The sequence below is a fragment of the Sphingobium sp. AP49 genome (assembly GCF_000281715.2).
GTDB lineage: Bacteria > Pseudomonadota > Alphaproteobacteria > Sphingomonadales > Sphingomonadaceae > Sphingobium.
Genome location: NZ_CP124576.1, coordinates 3,850,931 through 3,869,417, shown reverse-complemented (window position 1 = coordinate 3,869,417; position 18,487 = coordinate 3,850,931). Strand labels below are relative to the sequence as shown.

The following is an 18,487-nucleotide window of genomic DNA, read 5'->3' as shown; positions in this document are numbered from 1 at the left end:
GCCGCGCTGCGGGATCGATGATGCGCCTCTCACGGGCAGGGATGTGGCGCCGCTGCAGGCGCCACATCTCATTCTAGTTTCTCTTGGGCGGCACGGTATAGGCGGACTTGTCCCAATAGGGGCACTGCTCATTGCCGTTGGTGATGGTGCGGCCGAAGAATGTGTCGAACAGGCTGTGGGCGCGCCCGATCTGGCGGTAGAACGTGTTCTTGAGCAGCAGCACGTCCGGATCGCCCTCCTGCAATCCGACGCGGACGCTGTCGAACACGCTGCGGTTCGAGCGCATCACATTCCTGTAGAAATTGCCCATCGCCTTCTGACCGGGCTTCGACGCGATCACCTTGTCCCAGATGTCACGCACCGCAGGCATCCTGCGCTGGGTGCCGAGCGGGACCAGCGTTTCCAGCACGAGCAACTGGAAATCATGCAGCATGGTGGCTTCGATCGCGGGATCGGCATCAATAGGCGGCATTGGTCCATCCTAGTTCGGGATCTTCATAGGCGCGCATGGCGAGGGCGGCGATTGTCAGCGTCGGGTTGAAGCTGCCCGTCGAACAGAAGGCACTGCCACCCAGAACATAGAGATTCTTGAAATCATGCGCGCGGCACCGATCGTTGAGAACGCCCGTTTCGGCCGTTTCCGACATGCGCAAGCCACCTAGAGGATGGTTGCCGTTGATGCCGCGCCCATTTTCCGCAAAGCTCGCGATGCCCGGTTTTTCGCCGATCTGGTGTGCCAGCGCTTCGGTCCGGCGCAGCGTTTCTTCGTCCAGTTCCGACAGGCCCAGGTCGATGCGCCCGACCGGAATGCCGAACTTGTCCTTATTGGTCGGGCTGAGCGTGAAGCATTTGGAATCCGTCATTTCGGTCTCGAAGATCATCGAGATGCAGAAACGGCGCTCGAATGACTGGAGCAGGTTGAACAAATGGCCACCCCAATGGCCTTTGGACACATGGGTATCGAAATGGCGCCATGGGCCATAGCCCATGGTAAAGTCATTATCCCAGATTTCGAGCGTGATGCCGCCGATCTTGGCCTGCGGCTCGCGCTTGACCCATTCGATCACGCTGGCATGGGTCGGTCGGCCGCGAACGGGAAAGACATTCTCGTTCATTACGACCGTGTAGGTGACCGCCGCGTGCGACGAGAAATAGCGGCCCACCAGCGGCGACGACTTGCCAAATGGAATGCCGTTCTGCTGCTCGGAATATTGGATCAGGCGGATATTCTCGAACGCATTGCCACACAGGAAATAGGATTCTGCCTCGATATGCCGGGGCTCTTCCTCGCCTTCGCTGTGACCCACGACATAGTTGATCTGACCGGTCTCATTGCTCCAATCGATACGGGTGACCGCCGTCTTGAACAGGATCGTCAGATTGTCGTCGAACATGATCTCGGGCAGGATGCGTTCATTGCCCTTGAAAATGGCCTTGGACGCGCAATAGCTGACGCATGTCTTCGCACCGACGCAGCCACCCTCCTCGACCGGCTTGTTACGCACCGCATGCGGTTGCGGCACCAACTCGGCCAGGTCGCCGATGACGTCCTGGAACTTGTTGTCCAGATAGCTGAGCGGGAAGTGGGGATAGACATAGTCATTGTCCCACGGCCAATATTTATAGTCCTTGCGGACTTCGGCGGCCGGGCCGGACACCTCCAGAAATTGCTCGGCCTTGTCATAGTAAGGCGCAATATCCTGATAGGATATGGGCCAGTCGAACCCATAGCCATAGTCGGTCTTGGTACGAAAATCCTCTGGTGCCAGGCGCCATGCCATGCCGCTCCACATCTGCGAAGCGCCACCGATGCCGTACCACATATTATATTTGAAGCTCCAGGGTGGATTCCCGGACTCGTTCTGGACGAGGTCGTCAAAATATTTTGCGTCGTCTTCAAATTCATTTTTATAGTGGCGATAATTCTCGTCCATCGGCTTGGAACGGACGGATTCCTTCCACCAGGTCCGACGGTCGAGTTCGTCGGGCAGATATTCGCCACCACGCTCGATAACGACGACCGACTTGCCCTGGGCCAAGGCCGCTTTTGCAGTCATCAGCCCCGTTAAACCACCGCCCACGATACATACGTCGTAACGTTCAGTTACCGCCATGCTTCTGCTTTCATTTTATCTGTCATGCCTGCCCGTTGACTATGCCGTCGTGACTGTCGTGGAATCGGCTGCCTCATTTATGCTGCTGGTCGACGTCGCATCGGTCGCGTCGGCCTTTTTGGTGTCGCTCCAGTAGAGCGCCGTCCATGCCTCGCGCGACGAAAGCTTATGTGCCTTTTCCTTCCATTCGGCACATAGCGCTTCGACATTGGCCTCGTACCGGCCAAGAACGGCATCGATGACGGGCACAAGATCGCTCTCGATCCAGCGTATTTCGTCCACCGCGCGCTTCTTGCCGCCCAGTCGCGGCGAACGGCGCAGATCGACCACCTGCGAACCCTGTTCTATTGGCCCATGGACCTCCAGTCGGGCGGACAGCAACTCGGCAAAGGCCGACGGGCGAACCTTGAGCGTGGCCAGTATCGCGCGCAAATTGGTGTGGAAGGCTTCCGCATCGCTTTGCAGGATCGCTTCCGGGCCGGATAGGAAATCGACGATCGCCAGGCACATCACGAACGCAATTTCATCGCGCTGCCCCTCCAGATGGTCGACAATGATGTCGCGCAGCATCTCGACCGGCTGAATGGTCAGCGATTTCGGGTCCGCATAAAGCGAACAGATCATGAAGCGGTTGCGCCAGTTATAATATTCCAGCCACGAAGCCGTCTTGCCCTCGAACGGTTCGTGCCAGACGAACAGGCCGGGCAGGGACACGGTCTTGATGCCCTTCTTCGCACGCATGCGCAGGCCATATTCGAAATCGTCGCCGCGGATGAAGATGTTGAGGGGCAGGCCGATTTCCATTGCCACAGACTTGGGTACGCAGGCAAACCACCAGGCATTATAATCGACCTCGCGCAGCTTGTCGTAGAAAGTGGCGTCGAGGTGCGAGGAGGCGTCGAGATTGTCGCCGACCTTCTGCAGGAAGCCCCAATAATCCAGTTTTGCGCCGCCCTCATAGACCATGTGAGGGCGTTTCATGTCCATCATGTGGCCGCCCACGATAATCTCTTCGCGGGCATAGGAAACGAAGGCGTGCAGGCGGTCCAGGACATTGGGATCAATGAACGCATCATCATCCATGAAGATATGATGGGTCGAACCGCTGCCGCTCAGGCTCTCCTGCAGGGTGCGCGAAAAGCCGCCTGCACCACCGACATTGCCCTGCGCGATCATATGGAAGCGCGGATCGCGTTTACCAAGGTCGCTGAGCGCCGGCAATTTGTCGAACGTTTTGTCGTTGTTGACGATATAGACATCGCGCACCACCGTGGGCTGCGTGGCCATGTACTTTTCGAGCATCATGCCGATGTTCGTGACATAATCCTCCTTCTGATAGGTGCATATGCCCAGCGAGAAGGAAGCTTCACGAGCGGGGGGTACGAAGGTGGTGAAGCTGATCTTCTCCACCTCCAGGTCGTTGACCGCCTCCAGGTCGAAGAAATAGCGACCCGGTCCGCCATCGGTCGGCAGGAAGCCGTAGAGGTCGAAATGGATATGGAAGACTTCGCGTTCGTCGGCGACGCCGACCGGATAGGATCCGATATGGATGGTCTGGCCCGAGGGAGTCGACTTGAACAGATGCAGCAGAGCATTGCCGGTCAGGACGCCGGACAGGCTGATTGCACTGACGGTGGTGTGTTTCAGCCAATAGGCGGCATAGAAACTGTTCACATAATTGTTGAAGCCGACCTTCGCGCCGGCGGACATCTTGATCCCGTTATCGCTGCGTTTGGTAGCGCCTTCCAGCGTGCGGTAGAAGATGTGCGGCGCAAATGTTTCGGCGACGCTGCGGATCATGACGGGTTGGAGCGTGTAGCGGCCAAGGTCCGCATCCCAGAACGCGCCAAGATCTTCGGCCGGTGCGGCCGGTGCGGCGGTAGTCTTGCTGGGGCTGGCATCGGCCGATTTCGCGCCGCTGGCCTTGGCCTTGGTCGATTTGGTGGCGCTTGCAGCTGAACTGCTGGCCTTCACCGTCTTTGCACTGCCGGTTGCGGCGGTCGTTTTAGCGGTGCCGGAAGCAGTGCCGTCGTCATCCGGGTTCGGCTTGCTCGACGATGCCCCTTTAAGTCCATCACCATTGACGCTCATTCTTTTAGCCCCGCAAACAGAAGATCAGTCATGTGAAAACAGGCGGCGAATTATGTTTCGCTCGTTGGTCTAGGCGGCCCAATGTGATTTTGTAGCGCGCATTCTCCAGATTCGGAAGCGCATTGGCAAACGATTTTTTGTCGAACATTGAGACAGATAGGGCATATTGCAGCGCAATATCCAATTGCAATTTCTTGCGGTATTACCACAATAACGCCCCCGGATTTCCTTCGGGGACCGATTAATGGTCCGGAATCGAATCAGCGCATCTTGCCTGCCATCACTGGGCGCAGTCCCTCGATCATATTGATCAGCCAGCCGACAAACTGATCTATTCGGGCGATACCGCGCAGGTCGCGGGGGACCACTAGCCAGAAACTGCGCTGGATGTCGATTACCTCAGGCAGGACGCGGACAAGTCCCGGAGCCTGCATGGCGTCGCCAATGAAGCAGGGCAATATGCCGCATCCCGCACCGCTGGCGATGATCTCCGCCTGGGCATTGATACTGCTTGATCGGATCGCCGGTTCCAGCCGGGCGTCGACTTCCGCCAGATAGCGCAGTTCGGGCGCGTAGATCTGATCGGGGACATAGCCGACCAGCACATGGCGCAGCAGGTCGCCCCTGGCCTTCAACGGCGGCGCGCCCTCCAGATAGGCGGGCGTGGCATAAAGCCCCAGATGATAGTCGGTCAGCTTGCGGGTGATCAGCGGGCCGGTCTTGGGCCGGGCCAGCATCACCGCAATGTCCGCCTCGCGCCGCGAGGGGTTGAGGAAGCCGCTCGACGCCACCAGGTCGATCTCGATCCGGGGATGGTCGGCGGTAAAGCTGCGCAGATGGGGCGCGATCACCCGGCTGCCAAAGCCTTCCGAGGCGCTCAGGCGGATCGTCCCGGCCATCTGTGCGCCGGCCGCGCTGCCACTCCGCTGCACGCCCAGCGCCGCCGCTTCCATCCGCTCGGCCTGTTCCAGCAGGCGCGTGCCATGGTCGGTCAGCACATGGCCGGCCGGCGTATGCTCGAACAATCTCTGCTCCAGCGCCTGTTCCAGCCGCTTGATCCGCCGCGATATGGTGGTGGCATCCATCCTGGTCATGGCCGCCGCCGCGCTCAATCGCTCGGTGCGCGCCACCGCCAGGAACAGGCGCAGATCGTCCCAGTTCATGTGTGCGGCATTTTTGCAGGGTGGACATGCATATCCGTCAGCTTGCCTGCATTTCTGATATCCTGCAAGGCGGGGTGAAAGCATCGTGCGGAAAAGTGGGAACCGGTTTTCCGCTTCAAACGATGCGGCAAAAGAACTTGGAGTGCGCGACTTGCGTCAGAGGGATCGCAGCGCGCGCCAAAGCATAGTGGAGAGGATGGACCATGCGTATCATCGATCATGTCATAAGCGGTCATTCGGCAGGTGACGGCGGCCGCACCAGCGACGTCTTCGACCCCAATAATGGCGGCGTACAGGCGCAGCTGCGCCTCGGCACCCAGGCCGATCTCGATGTTGCCATGGCCGCCGCACTTGCCGCCCAGCCGGCCTGGGCCGCGACCAACCCGCAGCGCCGCGCGCGCGTCATGTTCGCCTTCAAGACGCTGGTCGAACAGAATATGGACGAGCTTGCCCATCTGCTCAGTTCTGAACATGGCAAGGTGATTGCCGATTCAAAGGGCGATATCCAGCGGGGGCTGGAGGTGATCGAGTTCGCCTGCGGCATCCCCCATGTGCTCAAGGGCGAATATACCCAGGGCGCCGGCCCCGGCATCGACGTCTATTCGATGCGCCAGCCGCTCGGCGTGGTCGCCGGCATCACCCCGTTCAACTTCCCGGCGATGATCCCGATGTGGATGTTCGGCGTCGCCATCGCCTGCGGCAATGCCTTCATTCTGAAGCCCAGCGAGCGCGACCCCAGTGTGCCCGTGCGCCTCGCCGAACTGATGCGGGAGGCCGGCCTGCCCGACGGCGTGCTGCAGGTCGTCCATGGCGACAAGGAAATGGTCGACGCGATCCTCGATCATCCGGAGATCCGGGCGGTCAGCTTCGTCGGCTCGTCCGACATCGCCCACTATGTCTATCGGCGCGGCGTCGAGGCGGGCAAGCGCGTCCAGGCGATGGGCGGGGCCAAGAATCACGGCATCGTCATGCCCGACGCCGATCTCGATCAGGTGGTGAATGACCTCGCCGGCGCGGCCTTCGGTTCGGCCGGCGAGCGCTGCATGGCGCTGCCGGTCGTTGTGCCGGTGGGCGAGGCGACGGCGATCGCCCTGCGCGAGAAGCTGATCCCGGCGATCGACGCGCTGCGGGTCGGCGTCTCGACCGATGCCGACGCCCATTATGGCCCGGTCGTCACCGCCGCGCACAAGGCGAAGATTGAATCCTATATCCAGATGGGCGTCGACGAAGGCGCCGAACTGGTGGTCGACGGCCGCGGCTTCACGCTGCAGGGCCATGAACAGGGATTCTTCGTCGGCCCAACCCTGTTTGACCGGGTGACGCCGCAGATGCGCAGCTATCAGGAGGAGATTTTCGGCCCCGTGCTCCAGATGGTCCGCGCCGACAGTTTCGAGGATGCGCTGCGCCTGCCGAGCGACCACCAATATGGCAACGGCGTCGCCATCTTCACCCGCAACGGCCATGCCGCGCGCGAATTTGCCGCGCGGGTCAATGTCGGCATGGTCGGCATCAATGTGCCGATCCCGGTGCCGGTCGCCTATCACAGCTTTGGCGGCTGGAAGCGCAGCGCCTTTGGCGACACCAATCAGCACGGCATGGAAGGGGTGAAATTCTTCACCAAGGTGAAGACCGTCACCCAGCGCTGGCCCGACGGCGGCGCCACCGGCGACAGCGCCTTCGTCATCCCGACCATGGGGTGAGGGGAAGCGGGGAGGCGATGAAGCCTCCCCGGACAGGACGCGGCAGGTTGACGCTGCATATCCCCGTCGCGCTAATGGATGCCGGATCAAGTCCGGCATGACGCCAATAAGGAAAAGACAAGCCCCATGACCCAGTTCGACCTCACCGACGAGCAGCGCGCCGTGCAGGAACTGGCGCAGCGCTTCACCGCCGATGCGATCACGCCCCATGCGGCCAAGTGGGACGAGGATCATCATTTTCCCCGCGACACCATCCGCCAGGCCGCCGAACTGGGCTTTGGTGCCATCTATGTGTCGGAAGACAGCGGCGGCATCGGGCTTGGCCGGCTTGAATCCGCGCTCATCATGGAAGCGATGGCCTATGGCTGCCCCTCCACCTCGGCCTTCATCTCGATCCACAATATGGCCGCCTGGATGATCGACAGCTTCGGCGACGATGCGGTGAAGCAGCGCTATCTCCCGTCGCTCGTCACCTGCGAGACGATCGCCTCCTACTGCCTGACCGAACCGTCCGCCGGCTCCGACGCGGCGTCGCTGCGCACCCGCGCGGTGCGGGACGGCGATCATTATGTCGTCACCGGTTCCAAGGCGTTCATTTCGGGCGGCGGCGAGAATGACATCTATGTCGTGATGGTCCGCACCGGCGAGGATGGCCCCAAGGGCATCAGCTGCCTGGTGATCGAAAAGGACATGGAAGGCGTCAGCTTCGGCGCGCAGGAGCGCAAGCTCGGCTGGCATTCGCAGCCGACGGCCCAGGTCAATTTCGACGGTGTCCGCGTGCCAGTCGCCAACCGCGTTGGGGCGGAGGGGCAGGGCTTCGCCATCGCCATGGCTGGGCTCGACGGCGGCCGGCTCAATATCGGCGCCTGCTCGCTTGGCGGCGCCCAGCGTGCGCTGGACGAGGCGGTCGGCTATACCCGCGACCGGCGCCAGTTCGATCGCGCCATTGCCGATTTCCAGAATACCCAGTTCACCCTGGCCGATATGGAGACCGAGCTTCAGGCCGCCCGCGCGCTGCTCTATCTTGCTGCCGCCAAGGTGAGCGAGGGCGCGCCCGACAAGACCAAATTCGCCGCCATGGCCAAGCGTTTCGCGACCGACACCGGTTCGGCCGTGGCCGATCGCGCGCTGCAGCTGCATGGTGGCTATGGCTATCTGATGGACTATCCGGTCGAGCGCATCTGGCGCGACCTGCGCGTCCACCGCATCCTGGAGGGCACGAACGAGATCATGCGCATGATTACCGCCCGCGAACTGCTCAAGGCCTGAAGGGAATGACCATGACCGACGATGTGCTGATTGCGGTGGAGGGCGGCGTCGGCCGCCTGCGGCTGAACCGGCCCAAGGCGATCCATGCGCTGACCCGCGCCATGTGCGCGACCATGACCGACGCGCTGCTCGACTGGCAGGATGATCCGGCGATCCGTGCGGTGATGATCGACCATGCCGAAGGGCGCGGCTTCTGTGCCGGCGGCGACATCCGCCTGATCGCGGAAAGCGCGGCCGGCGACAATCTCGCCGCGCGCGATTTCTTCGCGACCGAATATCGCCTGAACCACCTGCTCTTCACCTATGGGAAGCCGGTGGTCGCCTTCATGGACGGTATCACCATGGGCGGCGGCGTCGGCATCGCTCGGCCGGCGCGCTATCGCGTCGCGACTGAGCGCACCGTTTATGCCATGCCGGAAACCGGCATCGGCCTGTTTCCCGATGTCGGCGGCGGCTGGTATCTTTCCCGCCTGCCGGGTCGGTCGGGCCGCTATCTCGCCGTCACCGGCGCACGGATCGACGGGGCGGACGCGATCGCGCTTGGCCTTGCCACCGACTATCTGCCGAGCGAGCGGCTGGAAGAGGCGAAGGCGGCGATCATCGCCGACCCGTCCGATATAGGCGCCGTGCTGGCGTGCTTCGCCGCCACCCCGCCCGACAGTAATTTCGCCGCCCGCCTGCCGGATATCGACCGGCTGTTCGCCAGCGACCGGCTGGAGGATATCTATGCCGCCTTGCGCGCCGACGGATCGGACTGGGCGCTAGCGCAGCTGACCGCACTCGACACCAAGTCGCCCCAGACGATGAAGGTCGCGCTGCGGCAATTGGCGCAGGCCAGCCGCCTGACCCGCTTCGTCGACAATATGGCGATGGAATATGACCTGGCCTGCCGCGTCATCGCCCGGCCCGACATTGTCGAAGGCGTGCGCGCGCTGATCGTCGACAAGGATAATCAGCCGCGCTGGAACCCGCCGACGGTGGAGGCGGTCACCGACCAGCTGGTCGATGCGATCTTCGCGCCGCTGCCGGAAGGCGAGCGCTGGACCCCGCTGCCCCAGGCGGCGGTCGACGCCTGAGAGTGTATTTGGAAATGCGCCGCTGGCGCATCCGCACCAGGCCGCACCCCCACCCGACCACCCATCAGGGTACCATGTCTGGGCGGTCGGGTGGGGGTGCGGCCTGGTGCCGCATCGGAAATGCGCTCTTCCGCGCATTTTCCAAACAGGTTCTGACACGATAAAAAGAGAGGACGGACATGAGCAGCATCGGCTTCATCGGCCTTGGCAATATGGGCGGCGGCATGGCCGCCAATCTGGTGAAGGCGGGCCATATCGTCACCGCCTTCGACCTGTCCGAAGCCGCGCTGGTCCGCGCCGAGGCGGCCGGATGCACCCGTGCGGCATCGGCGGCGGAAGCCGTTCAAGCTGTCAACATCGTTGTCACCATGCTGCCCGCCGGCAAGCATGTCCGCGCCGTCTATGGCGAGCAATTGCTGGACGCGGTCGGGCCGGGCACGCTGCTGATCGACTGTTCGACTATCGACGTCGCCTCCGCCCGCGCCGTCATCGAACAGGCGGCCGAGCATGGCCTCGCCATGGTCGATGCGCCGGTCTCGGGCGGCATCGCCGCAGCCAATGGCGGCATGCTGACCTTCATGGTCGGCGGCGAGGATGCCGCCTTTGCCCGCGCCGAGCCGATATTGCAGGCGATGGGCAAGGCGGTGATCCATGCCGGCGCAGCGGGTGCGGGGCAGGCGGCGAAGATCGTCAACAACATGCTGCTGGGCGCCACGATGGTCGCTACCTGCGAGGCCTTCGCCCTCGCCGAAAAGCTCGGCCTCGATCTCCAGACCTTCTTCGACATCTCGTCCAAGGCATCGGGGCAGAGCTGGTCGATGACCAGCTATTGCCCGGTGCCCGGCGTCGGCCCGGAAACGCCGGCCGACCGCGACTATGAGGGCGGCTTCGCCAATGCGCTGATGCTCAAGGATCTGAAGCTCGCGGTGGAAGCCGCCCATGGCGTCGACGCCAGCGTGCCGATGGGCGCGGCGGCGGAGTCCCTGTATCAGGCGCTGGTCAACACGGGCGCCGGGGCCAAGGATTTCTCGTCCATGATCCGCTTCCTCAAGGGTGCGGCGGCATAGAGCATCGCTCGTCCATCTAATCCGTTCGGGCTGAGCGAAGTCGAAGCCTTCCACTGAGCGGAGCGAAGTGCCCTCCTTGCGGTCGGGCTGGCCCTTCGACTTCGCTCAGGGCGAACGGAGGTTTCTTACCGCCCCGCGCGGCTATGCTTGTCCGCGCGGCGGCGGCCGACCAGCATGCCACGCTCCAGCCGGGCGCATAGCGCGGCATAATAATCCGACAGGAAACCATAGTCGTCGCCATCGTCGGCGATCCCGCCCTTCCGCCGGATCGTCGCCGCCACGGTGGCGATCGCCTCGCCTTGTCCGCGCCGCAGCACATCCTCCAGCGTCTGCAATTCAAAGATGCCGTAGAGGTCGAGCGCGGCATCGCTGAACTGGCGGCGCGGTTGTTCGCTCTGCGCCACGCCCAGGTCCGCGCCCAGGCTGGCCCGCACATTATTGACCACCCATGTCCCCGCCAGCAGGTCGCCGACGCGCAGCCGGTCGCGGTTGAACAGCGGGAAGAACAGGAAGATGCCGGTCCACAGCAGGGCGAAGATGGTCAGGAAACCGTCCGCCACATCGGCCGCCGCCTGCTGTCCCAGGAAGGAAAGGGGCAGGAAAATCTCGATCTCGCGCAGCGCATTGCGGGCGATCACCGCGCCGCCGGTCAGTCGCCCGCCATCGCGCGCCACGACCCGCAGGCCGAGCAGCCGCTTGCCCGGCGTTGCGCCGCGCCCGCCCATCTCGAACAGGGTGAACCAGAAATTGCGCAGCAGGAAGGCGCCGACCAGCCACAGGATCATGAACAGTTCGGACCGGATGCCCGCCGTCACCAGCAGGCCGATGCAGATGGTCACGACGATCAGGGTCACGATCAGGATCAGCATGTCGAGCGCGAAGGCCGCTGCCCGCGTCCCCGCGCTCGCCAGTTCCAGCCGCAGGTCGACCCCCTCGGGCGTCACGAAGCTGCGACGCAGCGAAGCCGGCGCCTTGGTCGTCCGGTTACGCCGCCAGCGCATCATGGTCCCCCTTGCGGCGCGGCAGATAATAATAGGCCAGCCAGCCCAGCAGCGCCGCGCCGCCGATGGCGTAGCGCATCGCATCGCTCTGCACCGTCTGCCGGCCGATCCCTTCCAGCAGGCCGGCGACCAGCAGCATGATAACCACGCCAGCCATCGCGACCGCCGCCCGGCGCCCGGCCTTCACCGCTGCCTCCATCCGTGCGTCGCGGCCGGGAAAGGCGATGGCGGTGCCGATCCGCATCCCTGCCGCGCCGGCCAGGATGATCGCGAACATCTCGGTCGAACCATGGATGGTCAGCCAGCCGACAAAGCCGAGCGCCAGCCCTTTCTTGGCGAACAGGCAGATCATCGCGCCCAGGGTCAGGCCATTATAGACCAGCAGCAGCACCGTCGGCACGGTGAAGGCAAAGCCCAGCGCAAAGGCGAAGATCGCCACCTGGCTGTTGTGGGTGAAGAGATAGGCGGCAAAGGTCGCCAGCATCTTCTGGTCGGGCGCGCCATAGATGGTTTCGCGCAAGCTCGCCGCGCTGGCGGACGGATCGCGCCCGCTTGCCATCGCATCGGGGATGATGCCGTAGAACCAGGATGCGTCGGTTGCGACCAGCCAATAGCCCGCGACCGCCCCGGCGATCGTCAGCAGCAGCGCGACCAGCGTCTCGCGCCACAGCGATTGCACCGCCAGCGGCCAGTCGCGCGCCAGGAACCGGCCGACCTGCCGTCCCAGCGTATCGGGCACGCCATAAAGCTGGAAATAGGCGCGGGTGCTCAACTGCTCCAGATAGGTGATGAGCGACCGGTCGAGCGACGTCTCGCGCGCGACCGACAGGGAGGAGAGGGTGGCGCGATAGAGCAAAGGCAGCGCCAATATATCCTCTTCGGACAGGGCGCGGATCGATCGCTTCTCCATCCGCGTCAGCAACTGGTCCAGCCGTTCCCAGTCCGCTTCATGCGCGGCGCGGAAGCGGGTGGCGTTGACCAGCGGCGCGGCGCCGCGACTGTCGACCAGCGCGCTCAAATCAGGTTCCTCCGCTTCATGTCGACATAGGCCTGGACCAGCCGGTCGGCGACCCGGTCATGCTCGCTTTCGATCACATGGGCGCCCAGATGGCGTAGCCGGGTCAGCACCATCAACCGGTCCTTCAGCAGCGCGGCGGCGGTGACGGCCCGGGTCACGTCGTCGGCGCTCTCGGGCCGGCGGGCAACGAAATCCTCCAGTTCCTCGTCGCGCAGTACCACGACCATCAGCAGATGCGTCTCGACCAGCCGGGCGGCGGCGCGGACCAGGAATTCGGCGGAGGTCAGGTCGGTGAATTCGGTGAACAATATGATCATCGACCGCCGGCTCAGCCGCGCCGACAGGTTGGTGAGGGCGAAGCTGTAGTTGCTCTCCTCGCCGCTATAGTCGATCTGCGCCGCCAGCCGCTGCAATTCACCGAAGGCGGCGACGCCCGAGACCAGGCCGCTGGCGATGCGCGGCCGGCTGTCAAAGGCGTTGAGCGCGACCCGGTCGCCCAGCTTGAGCGCTACCCAGGCGGTCAGCAGCATAGCCGACACCACCCGGTCGAGCCGGCTGAGGCCCGCAACCGGCTCGCTCATCTGCCGTCCGCTGTCGATCGCGAAGACGATCTGGTTGTTGCGCTCGGTCCGAAATTCCTTGGCATGCAGCTTCGCATGACGGGCGGACTGCTTCCAGTCGATCGCGCGCCGGTCCATGCCGGTGCGGAACTCGACCAGTGCGTCGAAATCGGCGCCGTCGCCACGATCGACCTGCGCCATCAGCCCTTGCAGCGCGTGCCGCTGGAAGATCTGCGCGCCGCGTTCATGGACCGGGCGAATGTCGGGCAGGATCGCCATCTGCGCGTCGACCGGCACGATCCGCTGCTTCCAGGCGAGGCCCAGCGTCCCTTTCCAGCGCAGCCACAGCCGGTCGATCCGCACCGTGCCGCGTCGCACCGCCTGCATCGCAAAGCGGCCGGCCCCCTTGCCGCTCTCGAGCGCGATCCAGTCGCTCTCCTGCGCCTGCTCGACCAGCGGGCTGTAGTCGAGCGCGACCTGAACCCGGCGCGGCGCCGTGCCGCCAATTTCCACCTGCACCACTGCCTCGATTGGCGCACCGACGCTCGCTGTGTTGGGCAGCGCCAGCAGGGCGCGGCCGCGGGCCGGGCCGGCGCCGCGCAATCCGTCGACCAGCGTCAGCACCAGGACCGCGACCGGCCAGGCCAGCGCCGCATACCAGCGGCCAGGCACCAGCAGCGCCACGACCAGGGTCAGCGGCACGCCGGCGGCGGCGGTCAATATGGCGGTGCGGGTGGGGTAGATCATCGCCGGTGGCTCAGCGCGGCGCCTCGATCGTCTCGATGATGCCGGTGACGACATCCTCGATCCGCCGGCCATCGATCTCGGCAGCGGGCGACAGGATCAGGCGATGGCGCAGCAGCGCCGGGGCCAGCGCCTTGACGTCGTCGGGAATGACGAAATCGCGCCCGTCGATCGCCGCCCGTGCCCGGGCCGCACCCGCCAGCATCGCGCCGGCGCGCGGCGATGCGCCGCTTTCCAGATCGGCGACATCGCGCGTTCCCCGGATCAGCGCCAGGATATAGTCGACCACCTCGTCGGCCAGCCGCACCGCCATCACTGTCTCGATCGCGGCGCTGATCTGCGCAGCGTCGGCGACCGGCGCCACGCCCCATGTCTCGGGCGCCATTGCGTCGTTGCGCGCGCCATGGGTGGCGATGATCCGCCGTTCCTCGGTCGCGCTCGGATAATCCACCACCTGCTTGAACAGGAAACGGTCGAGCTGCGCTTCGGGCAGGGGATAGACGCCCTGCTGCTCGATCGGGTTCTGGGTCGCCACCACCATGAAGCGGTCGCTCAGCGCCAGCGTCTCGCCGTCGATGGTGACGGTGCGTTCCTGCATTGCCTCCAGCAGCGCCGCCTGCGTCTTGGGCGGGGTCCGGTTGATCTCGTCGGCCAGCAGCAATTCGGTGAAGATCGGCCCGCGCGTCAGGCTGAACTGGCTGGTCTGGAAATTGAACAGATTGGCGCCGATGATGTCGCCCGGCATCAGGTCCGGGGTGAACTGGATGCGGCCAAAGTCCAGCCCCAGCGCGCGGGCGAAGCTGTGCGCGACCAGCGTCTTGGCGGTCCCCGGCGGGCCTTCCAGCAGGATATGGCCGCCGGAAAACAGGGCGACGAGCATCAGGTCGACCGTCGCTTCCTGGCCCACGACCGCACGCGCGACGGTCTGCCGGATGCTGGTCGCCAGCGCCTGGACTTGTTCCACTGTCACCTGTTCTTCTCCTCCTGCCAATCATGCAGCGCCTGCGCGGCTTCGAGCAGGCCATGGCGGTCCGTCGCCGCTTCTGCCGCCTGCGCCAGGTCGGTGAAGCGGCGCTGACCCTTCAAACTGTCGAGATAATCGTCGATCTCGCCGTCGCGCAGCCGCGCGGGCACGGCGAAGATGCGTGCGGCCCGGTCGCGGATCGCGGCGGCATAGCGGCCGCCTAGTCGCGCTTCGCGCCCGGCCTTGCGGATCAGCAGCGCGCTATTGTCGATCAGCGCCGCCTTGCCGAAGGCCAGCGCCCGCTGCCGCGCGCGGGGTGGCCCGAACCGACCAAAGGCATGGACGCCCGCCAGCGCCAGCGCGGCGACGATCGCCAGCGTCATCGCCAGGAAGGGGGGATCGAACAGCAATTTGAGCGGGCTTTTCGAATGGCCGAAGCCGTTCATCGAGACATCGAAAGCGACACTCTGCGCGCCGGTGCTGTTCATCCAGTCGAGCAGGCCCAGCGCAGCGGCTGCCTGTCCCTCATCCTTCATGCCGCGATTGTTCAGCAGGTCCGGGTCGGCCAGCACATAGAGCGGGCCATCACCGACCCGGACCAGCACCATATTGCCGCGTTCATCTGTCAATATCGGTGTCAGCCTGCGCCAGGCGTCATCCTGATTCTTGTTGTCCTGCTCAATGCCGGTGATCACCTGGATCGGGCGCGGCGCCCAGAAGCGGACGTCGGGATCATGCGATGTCAGCCAGCCGCCGCCGGTGCGATAGCGCTGCATGGTGAAGCGGACGCCGGGCGACAGCACGCCAATCGGCTCATGGAGCGGTATCAGGCCGGTAAAGCGCGCCCAGCCGGGATGCGTCTCGTCGGGCATGGTCTGCCATTTGGGCAGCACGAACAGGGTGGGTTTCGTCTCCCGCCCGTTCAGCGCGGCACTGATATCGGTCGCGCCGCTTTCGGGCGTCACGATCAGCAGATCCTCGGTATCGAAATCATGGGTGCTTCGCAGGATACGGGGATGGCGCCCCGTCGCCTCGGCCAGCTGGACCAGACCGCTATAGCCCGTGACCGCGTTGGACAGCGCATGGGCGCCGCCATTGCGGCCCGATCGCAGGTCCGGCGCATAGGCGCCCAGCAGGATCATGCCGGCAAAGCCCATCAGACCGATCACCAGCATCAGGATGATGGTGACGCCCCGGAAGATGCCATTGTCGGCTGATGCCTTGCCGATCGCGATATCGCTCATGCCGCCCAGGTCCTGGTCTGGGCGAAATCGGCATAGGCGGCGCGGCAGCGACCCCATTCCTCTGCATTGATGGCGCGCCCACCGAACAGGCTGCGTTCGACCGCCCCGGCAATCTCGCCGAACAGCCGGCGCGGCGCGGCGGGGATGCCGGGCGCATCGGCAAGGTCGCGGCTGGTGAGGGCCGGGCGCACGATCTGTGGCCGACGCCGGGCCATATCCTCGACGCTGCGCAGCAACAGATGATGCACCGCCTCGGCATAGCGGCCCCTGCCGGCCAGCGCATCGGCCTCCTCCAGCCAGGCGCGGGCTGGGGCGGCGTCGGGCGCCCATTGATCTTCCTGATAATCGGCCGCTTCCGCCAGCGTCCGGCGGCGCCAGTTCGGCAGGCGCCAGACGCCATGGCGCACCCGGTCGACGATCATCCAGACGATCAGCAGCGCCAGCGCGCCGATCACGGTCCACAGGAAGATGCGGGCATAGGGGGCGTCGGGCATGAAACTGCCGATCCAGCGCAGGAAATGCCCGACCGGCTCCAGCACTTTCTCCAGCCATTCGCCGAACGCCTTGAGCCAGGCCGGCGGTGGCTTGGGCGGATCGGCGGGCAGCATGTCGAACTGCACGTCGCCGCCCGCCCGCAACGCCTTATGCGCTGCGGCCAGACGATCGTCCGACACTGAATCCGTTGCCGCCATCTGCACCCCTGACCGGCGGAAACTAGTGCCCGCCAGCGAAAGCGCAAGTCATTCAAACAGGATGACAAAGCGATCATGTTGCGACACAATCGCAATTTGGGGACAGACTTACAGGGGGCCTTTATGGCGACATCAGCGGCTTCCGTCGAACGGCGGAATTTTTCAATCGGCACGGTTCTGAGCCGCGCTTTCGGGACCTTGGGCAGCAATCCGGTGGCGACCTTCGGCACCGCCTTCCTGTTCGGCGCATTGCCACAACTGCTGTTCAGCTATTTTGTGCGGGCGGATCTGGCCAATGCGGGTGCGGGCAACACCCTTGCGGTGATCGTCGTATCGCTTGGCTCCTACGCCCTCTCGCTCATCCTCTCGATGCTGGTGCAGGGCGGGCTGGTGCGGGCAACGGTGGCGCATGCCGATGGGCAGCGGGCGAGCATCGCCGACTGTATCGGCACGGGCCTCTCGGTTGCGGTTCCCCTGATCGGCCTTGCGATATTGACGACGATCGGGCTGATGATCGGCTTTGCGCTGCTGCTGGTGCCGGGCATCATCCTGTTCATCATGTGGTCGGTCAGCGTGCCGGTATTGGTGACCGAACGGATCGGCATCTTCGCGGCCTTCGGTCGCAGCCGCGCGCTGACCAAGGGCGCGCGCTGGAAGATCTTCGGCCTTTTCGTGCTGATGACGATTCTGGTCTGGATACTCTATGCCGTGATCTTCGCCCTCGTGGCAGCGGGCGGGATCGCGGCGTTCGCGGTGGAAGCCAGCAGCGGAACGCTCAGTCCCACCTCGCTCGTGGTTTCGACGCTGGCGGGTACCCTGGTCATGGCCTTCTGGAGCGTGACCCAGGCCAGCCTCTATGTCTCGCTCAGCGACTGGAAGGACGGCCCGCAGGGCGCCAGCCTCGAAGATATCTTCGCCTGACGCCCCGCAAGCTGACCTTCGTCAATTGTTGACGAAGGTCAGCGTCGCGATGTGGTAGAGCGTAGCCACCTTGGCGCCGCGCAGGCTGAGGTCGCCCTTCTGCTCCTGTGTTGCCGTCAGAATATAGCGGCCCTTCTCCCGGATCGGGAGGGTCACGCGGCCCTGCGCATCGGTGAGGAAGCTCTTGGACCATTTATCCGGGGAGATGGCGGTGACCTTGATCCCAGCCAGCGGCTTGCCGTCACGAACCAGGCTGAAACTGTCTGCGCTCGTCGCGGTCGGCACGATTTCAAGCGGCATCAGGGCTTTGGTTTCGTTGCGGCCAGCGCGGGCATAATAGACCACGCCCTCCTTCTTGCCTTCTTCGCCCCAGGGTTCAAACACGCTGTCGTCGATGACGCGGACATCGCCAGCGGGCGCCGCGACCTCGATATAGCCGGCCTTTCGGATCTGCGGTGCCTGTGATGCAGGCACCAGGCGTGGCGTCTTCAGCTTCTCGAACTCGGGGTCGCCGCCGGCCGGCATCGGGTCGGCGGGTTCGCCGAGGTAGATGCGGGCGGGACCGGACGCATCGCGTTCGACCCACACTTCATGAGCCTGGGCCAATGACGATAGGCCGCACAGCGCGAGCATGGCGAAAAACTGCTTCTTCATGATGTCCCCTGTGGTGATTCGCCCATTTGGCATAGGGATATTGATATTCAATCGCAAATGTTGCGCGACAGTCATGCGCGCCTGAAACCGTTGTCCTTGATATCCGTGTGGTCGATTAGCGGCGAGCAGCGCGGGCTTGACGATCGCCGCCACGCAGATATGATACATTATAGATCACAAATGATGCAAACGCATGCGGTGACCAATAT

16 protein-coding genes are annotated in these 18,487 nt (G+C 64.2%); 5 read left to right on the top strand and 11 right to left on the bottom strand.

Annotation, left to right across the window (positions count from 1 at the left end; translation table 11 throughout):
- Window positions 1-73: 73 nt before the first annotated feature.
- The 4 genes from PMI04_RS18365 to PMI04_RS18350 form a co-directional block, all read right to left on the bottom strand.
- Window positions 74-472 carry a hypothetical protein gene (locus tag PMI04_RS18365; RefSeq protein WP_007710802.1) on the bottom strand — a complete coding sequence of 133 codons (399 nt, stop codon included), beginning with the start codon at window positions 470-472 and terminating at the stop codon, window positions 74-76.
- Window positions 459-2,114 (bottom strand): GMC family oxidoreductase, encoded by a 1,656-nt coding sequence (locus tag PMI04_RS18360; protein ID WP_007710804.1) that lies wholly within the window; start codon window positions 2,112-2,114, stop codon window positions 459-461. Before PMI04_RS18360 ends, PMI04_RS18365 begins: the two co-directional genes overlap by 14 nt.
- A gap of 39 nt (window positions 2,115-2,153) precedes the next feature.
- Complete coding sequence (locus tag PMI04_RS18355; protein ID WP_007710806.1) at window positions 2,154-4,205, bottom strand: glycosyltransferase; 2,052 nt, start codon at window positions 4,203-4,205, stop codon at window positions 2,154-2,156.
- 260 nt (window positions 4,206-4,465) lie between these two features.
- Window positions 4,466-5,368 carry a LysR family transcriptional regulator gene (locus PMI04_RS18350; protein WP_007710807.1) on the bottom strand — a complete coding sequence of 301 codons (903 nt, stop codon included), beginning with the start codon at window positions 5,366-5,368 and terminating at the stop codon, window positions 4,466-4,468.
- Between the two features lie 203 nt (window positions 5,369-5,571).
- On the opposite strand from PMI04_RS18350, the gene PMI04_RS18345 reads away from it, so the two are divergent.
- The 4 genes from PMI04_RS18345 (at window position 5,572) to mmsB (ending at window position 10,480) form a co-directional block, all read left to right on the top strand.
- Window positions 5,572-7,068: a CoA-acylating methylmalonate-semialdehyde dehydrogenase gene (locus tag PMI04_RS18345; protein WP_007710808.1), complete on the top strand. Its 1,497-nt coding sequence runs from the start codon at window positions 5,572-5,574 to the stop codon at window positions 7,066-7,068.
- A 126-nt stretch (window positions 7,069-7,194) separates the two neighbouring features.
- Window positions 7,195-8,337 carry an acyl-CoA dehydrogenase family protein gene (locus PMI04_RS18340; protein WP_007710809.1) on the top strand — a complete coding sequence of 381 codons (1,143 nt, stop codon included), beginning with the start codon at window positions 7,195-7,197 and terminating at the stop codon, window positions 8,335-8,337.
- Window positions 8,338-8,348: 11 nt separating this feature from the next.
- The gene (locus PMI04_RS18335; RefSeq protein WP_193378303.1) at window positions 8,349-9,413 is read left to right on the top strand and encodes an enoyl-CoA hydratase/isomerase family protein; all 1,065 of its coding nucleotides are present in this window, start codon (window positions 8,349-8,351) and stop codon (window positions 9,411-9,413) included.
- Between the two features lie 179 nt (window positions 9,414-9,592).
- Entirely contained in the window at window positions 9,593-10,480 is an 888-nt protein-coding gene (gene mmsB, locus PMI04_RS18330; protein ID WP_007710813.1) for a 3-hydroxyisobutyrate dehydrogenase, read from the top strand.
- A 125-nt stretch (window positions 10,481-10,605) separates the two neighbouring features.
- Here mmsB and PMI04_RS18325 read toward each other — a convergent pair whose 3' ends face one another.
- The 6 genes from PMI04_RS18325 to PMI04_RS18300 are packed head-to-tail and all read right to left on the bottom strand — an operon-like array spanning window position 10,606 to window position 16,703.
- Window positions 10,606-11,481: an RDD family protein gene (locus tag PMI04_RS18325; RefSeq protein ID WP_007710814.1), complete on the bottom strand. Its 876-nt coding sequence runs from the start codon at window positions 11,479-11,481 to the stop codon at window positions 10,606-10,608.
- Window positions 11,465-12,499 (bottom strand): stage II sporulation protein M, encoded by a 1,035-nt coding sequence (locus tag PMI04_RS18320; RefSeq protein ID WP_007710815.1) that lies wholly within the window; start codon window positions 12,497-12,499, stop codon window positions 11,465-11,467. Before PMI04_RS18320 ends, PMI04_RS18325 begins: the two co-directional genes overlap by 17 nt.
- A complete protein-coding gene (locus tag PMI04_RS18315; protein WP_007710816.1) occupies window positions 12,496-13,806 on the bottom strand; it encodes a DUF58 domain-containing protein in 1,311 nt (436 codons plus the stop codon). Before PMI04_RS18315 ends, PMI04_RS18320 begins: the two co-directional genes overlap by 4 nt.
- A gap of 10 nt (window positions 13,807-13,816) precedes the next feature.
- Window positions 13,817-14,773, bottom strand: coding sequence for a MoxR family ATPase (locus PMI04_RS18310; RefSeq protein ID WP_007710817.1), 957 nt, complete (start codon window positions 14,771-14,773; stop codon window positions 13,817-13,819).
- Window positions 14,770-16,011 (bottom strand): DUF4350 domain-containing protein, encoded by a 1,242-nt coding sequence (locus PMI04_RS18305; protein WP_007710818.1) that lies wholly within the window; start codon window positions 16,009-16,011, stop codon window positions 14,770-14,772. The genes PMI04_RS18310 and PMI04_RS18305 overlap by 4 nt, the downstream gene beginning before the upstream one ends.
- A complete protein-coding gene (locus tag PMI04_RS18300; protein WP_007710819.1) occupies window positions 16,008-16,703 on the bottom strand; it encodes a DUF4129 domain-containing protein in 696 nt (231 codons plus the stop codon). The genes PMI04_RS18305 and PMI04_RS18300 overlap by 4 nt, the downstream gene beginning before the upstream one ends.
- Before the next feature lie 123 nt (window positions 16,704-16,826).
- Here PMI04_RS18300 and PMI04_RS18295 point away from each other — a divergent pair, with 123 nt between their 5' ends.
- Window positions 16,827-17,624: a YciC family protein gene (locus PMI04_RS18295; RefSeq protein WP_007710821.1), complete on the top strand. Its 798-nt coding sequence runs from the start codon at window positions 16,827-16,829 to the stop codon at window positions 17,622-17,624.
- A gap of 21 nt (window positions 17,625-17,645) precedes the next feature.
- Here PMI04_RS18295 and PMI04_RS18290 read toward each other — a convergent pair whose 3' ends face one another.
- Window positions 17,646-18,431 (bottom strand): DUF4198 domain-containing protein, encoded by a 786-nt coding sequence (locus PMI04_RS18290; protein WP_238535923.1) that lies wholly within the window; start codon window positions 18,429-18,431, stop codon window positions 17,646-17,648.
- Window positions 18,432-18,487 lie beyond the last annotated feature (56 nt).

Bases quoted from the DNA above. Each gene is read 5' to 3' on its own strand.
- PMI04_RS18365 (WP_007710802.1), bottom strand. From the start codon at position 472: ATGCCGCCTATTGATGCCGATCCCGCGATCGAAGCCACCATGCTGCAT.
- PMI04_RS18360 (WP_007710804.1), bottom strand. From the start codon at position 2,114: ATGGCGGTAACTGAACGTTACGACGTATGTATCGTGGGCGGTGGTTTA.
- PMI04_RS18355 (WP_007710806.1), bottom strand. From the start codon at position 4,205: ATGAGCGTCAATGGTGATGGACTTAAAGGGGCATCGTCGAGCAAGCCG.
- PMI04_RS18350 (WP_007710807.1), bottom strand. From the start codon at position 5,368: ATGAACTGGGACGATCTGCGCCTGTTCCTGGCGGTGGCGCGCACCGAG.
- PMI04_RS18345 (WP_007710808.1), top strand. From the start codon at position 5,572: ATGCGTATCATCGATCATGTCATAAGCGGTCATTCGGCAGGTGACGGC.
- PMI04_RS18340 (WP_007710809.1), top strand. From the start codon at position 7,195: ATGACCCAGTTCGACCTCACCGACGAGCAGCGCGCCGTGCAGGAACTG.
- PMI04_RS18335 (WP_193378303.1), top strand. From the start codon at position 8,349: ATGACCGACGATGTGCTGATTGCGGTGGAGGGCGGCGTCGGCCGCCTG.
- mmsB (WP_007710813.1), top strand. From the start codon at position 9,593: ATGAGCAGCATCGGCTTCATCGGCCTTGGCAATATGGGCGGCGGCATG.
- PMI04_RS18325 (WP_007710814.1), bottom strand. From the start codon at position 11,481: ATGCGCTGGCGGCGTAACCGGACGACCAAGGCGCCGGCTTCGCTGCGT.
- PMI04_RS18315 (WP_007710816.1), bottom strand. From the start codon at position 13,806: ATGATCTACCCCACCCGCACCGCCATATTGACCGCCGCCGCCGGCGTG.
- PMI04_RS18305 (WP_007710818.1), bottom strand. From the start codon at position 16,011: ATGAGCGATATCGCGATCGGCAAGGCATCAGCCGACAATGGCATCTTC.
- PMI04_RS18300 (WP_007710819.1), bottom strand. From the start codon at position 16,703: ATGGCGGCAACGGATTCAGTGTCGGACGATCGTCTGGCCGCAGCGCAT.
- PMI04_RS18295 (WP_007710821.1), top strand. From the start codon at position 16,827: ATGGCGACATCAGCGGCTTCCGTCGAACGGCGGAATTTTTCAATCGGC.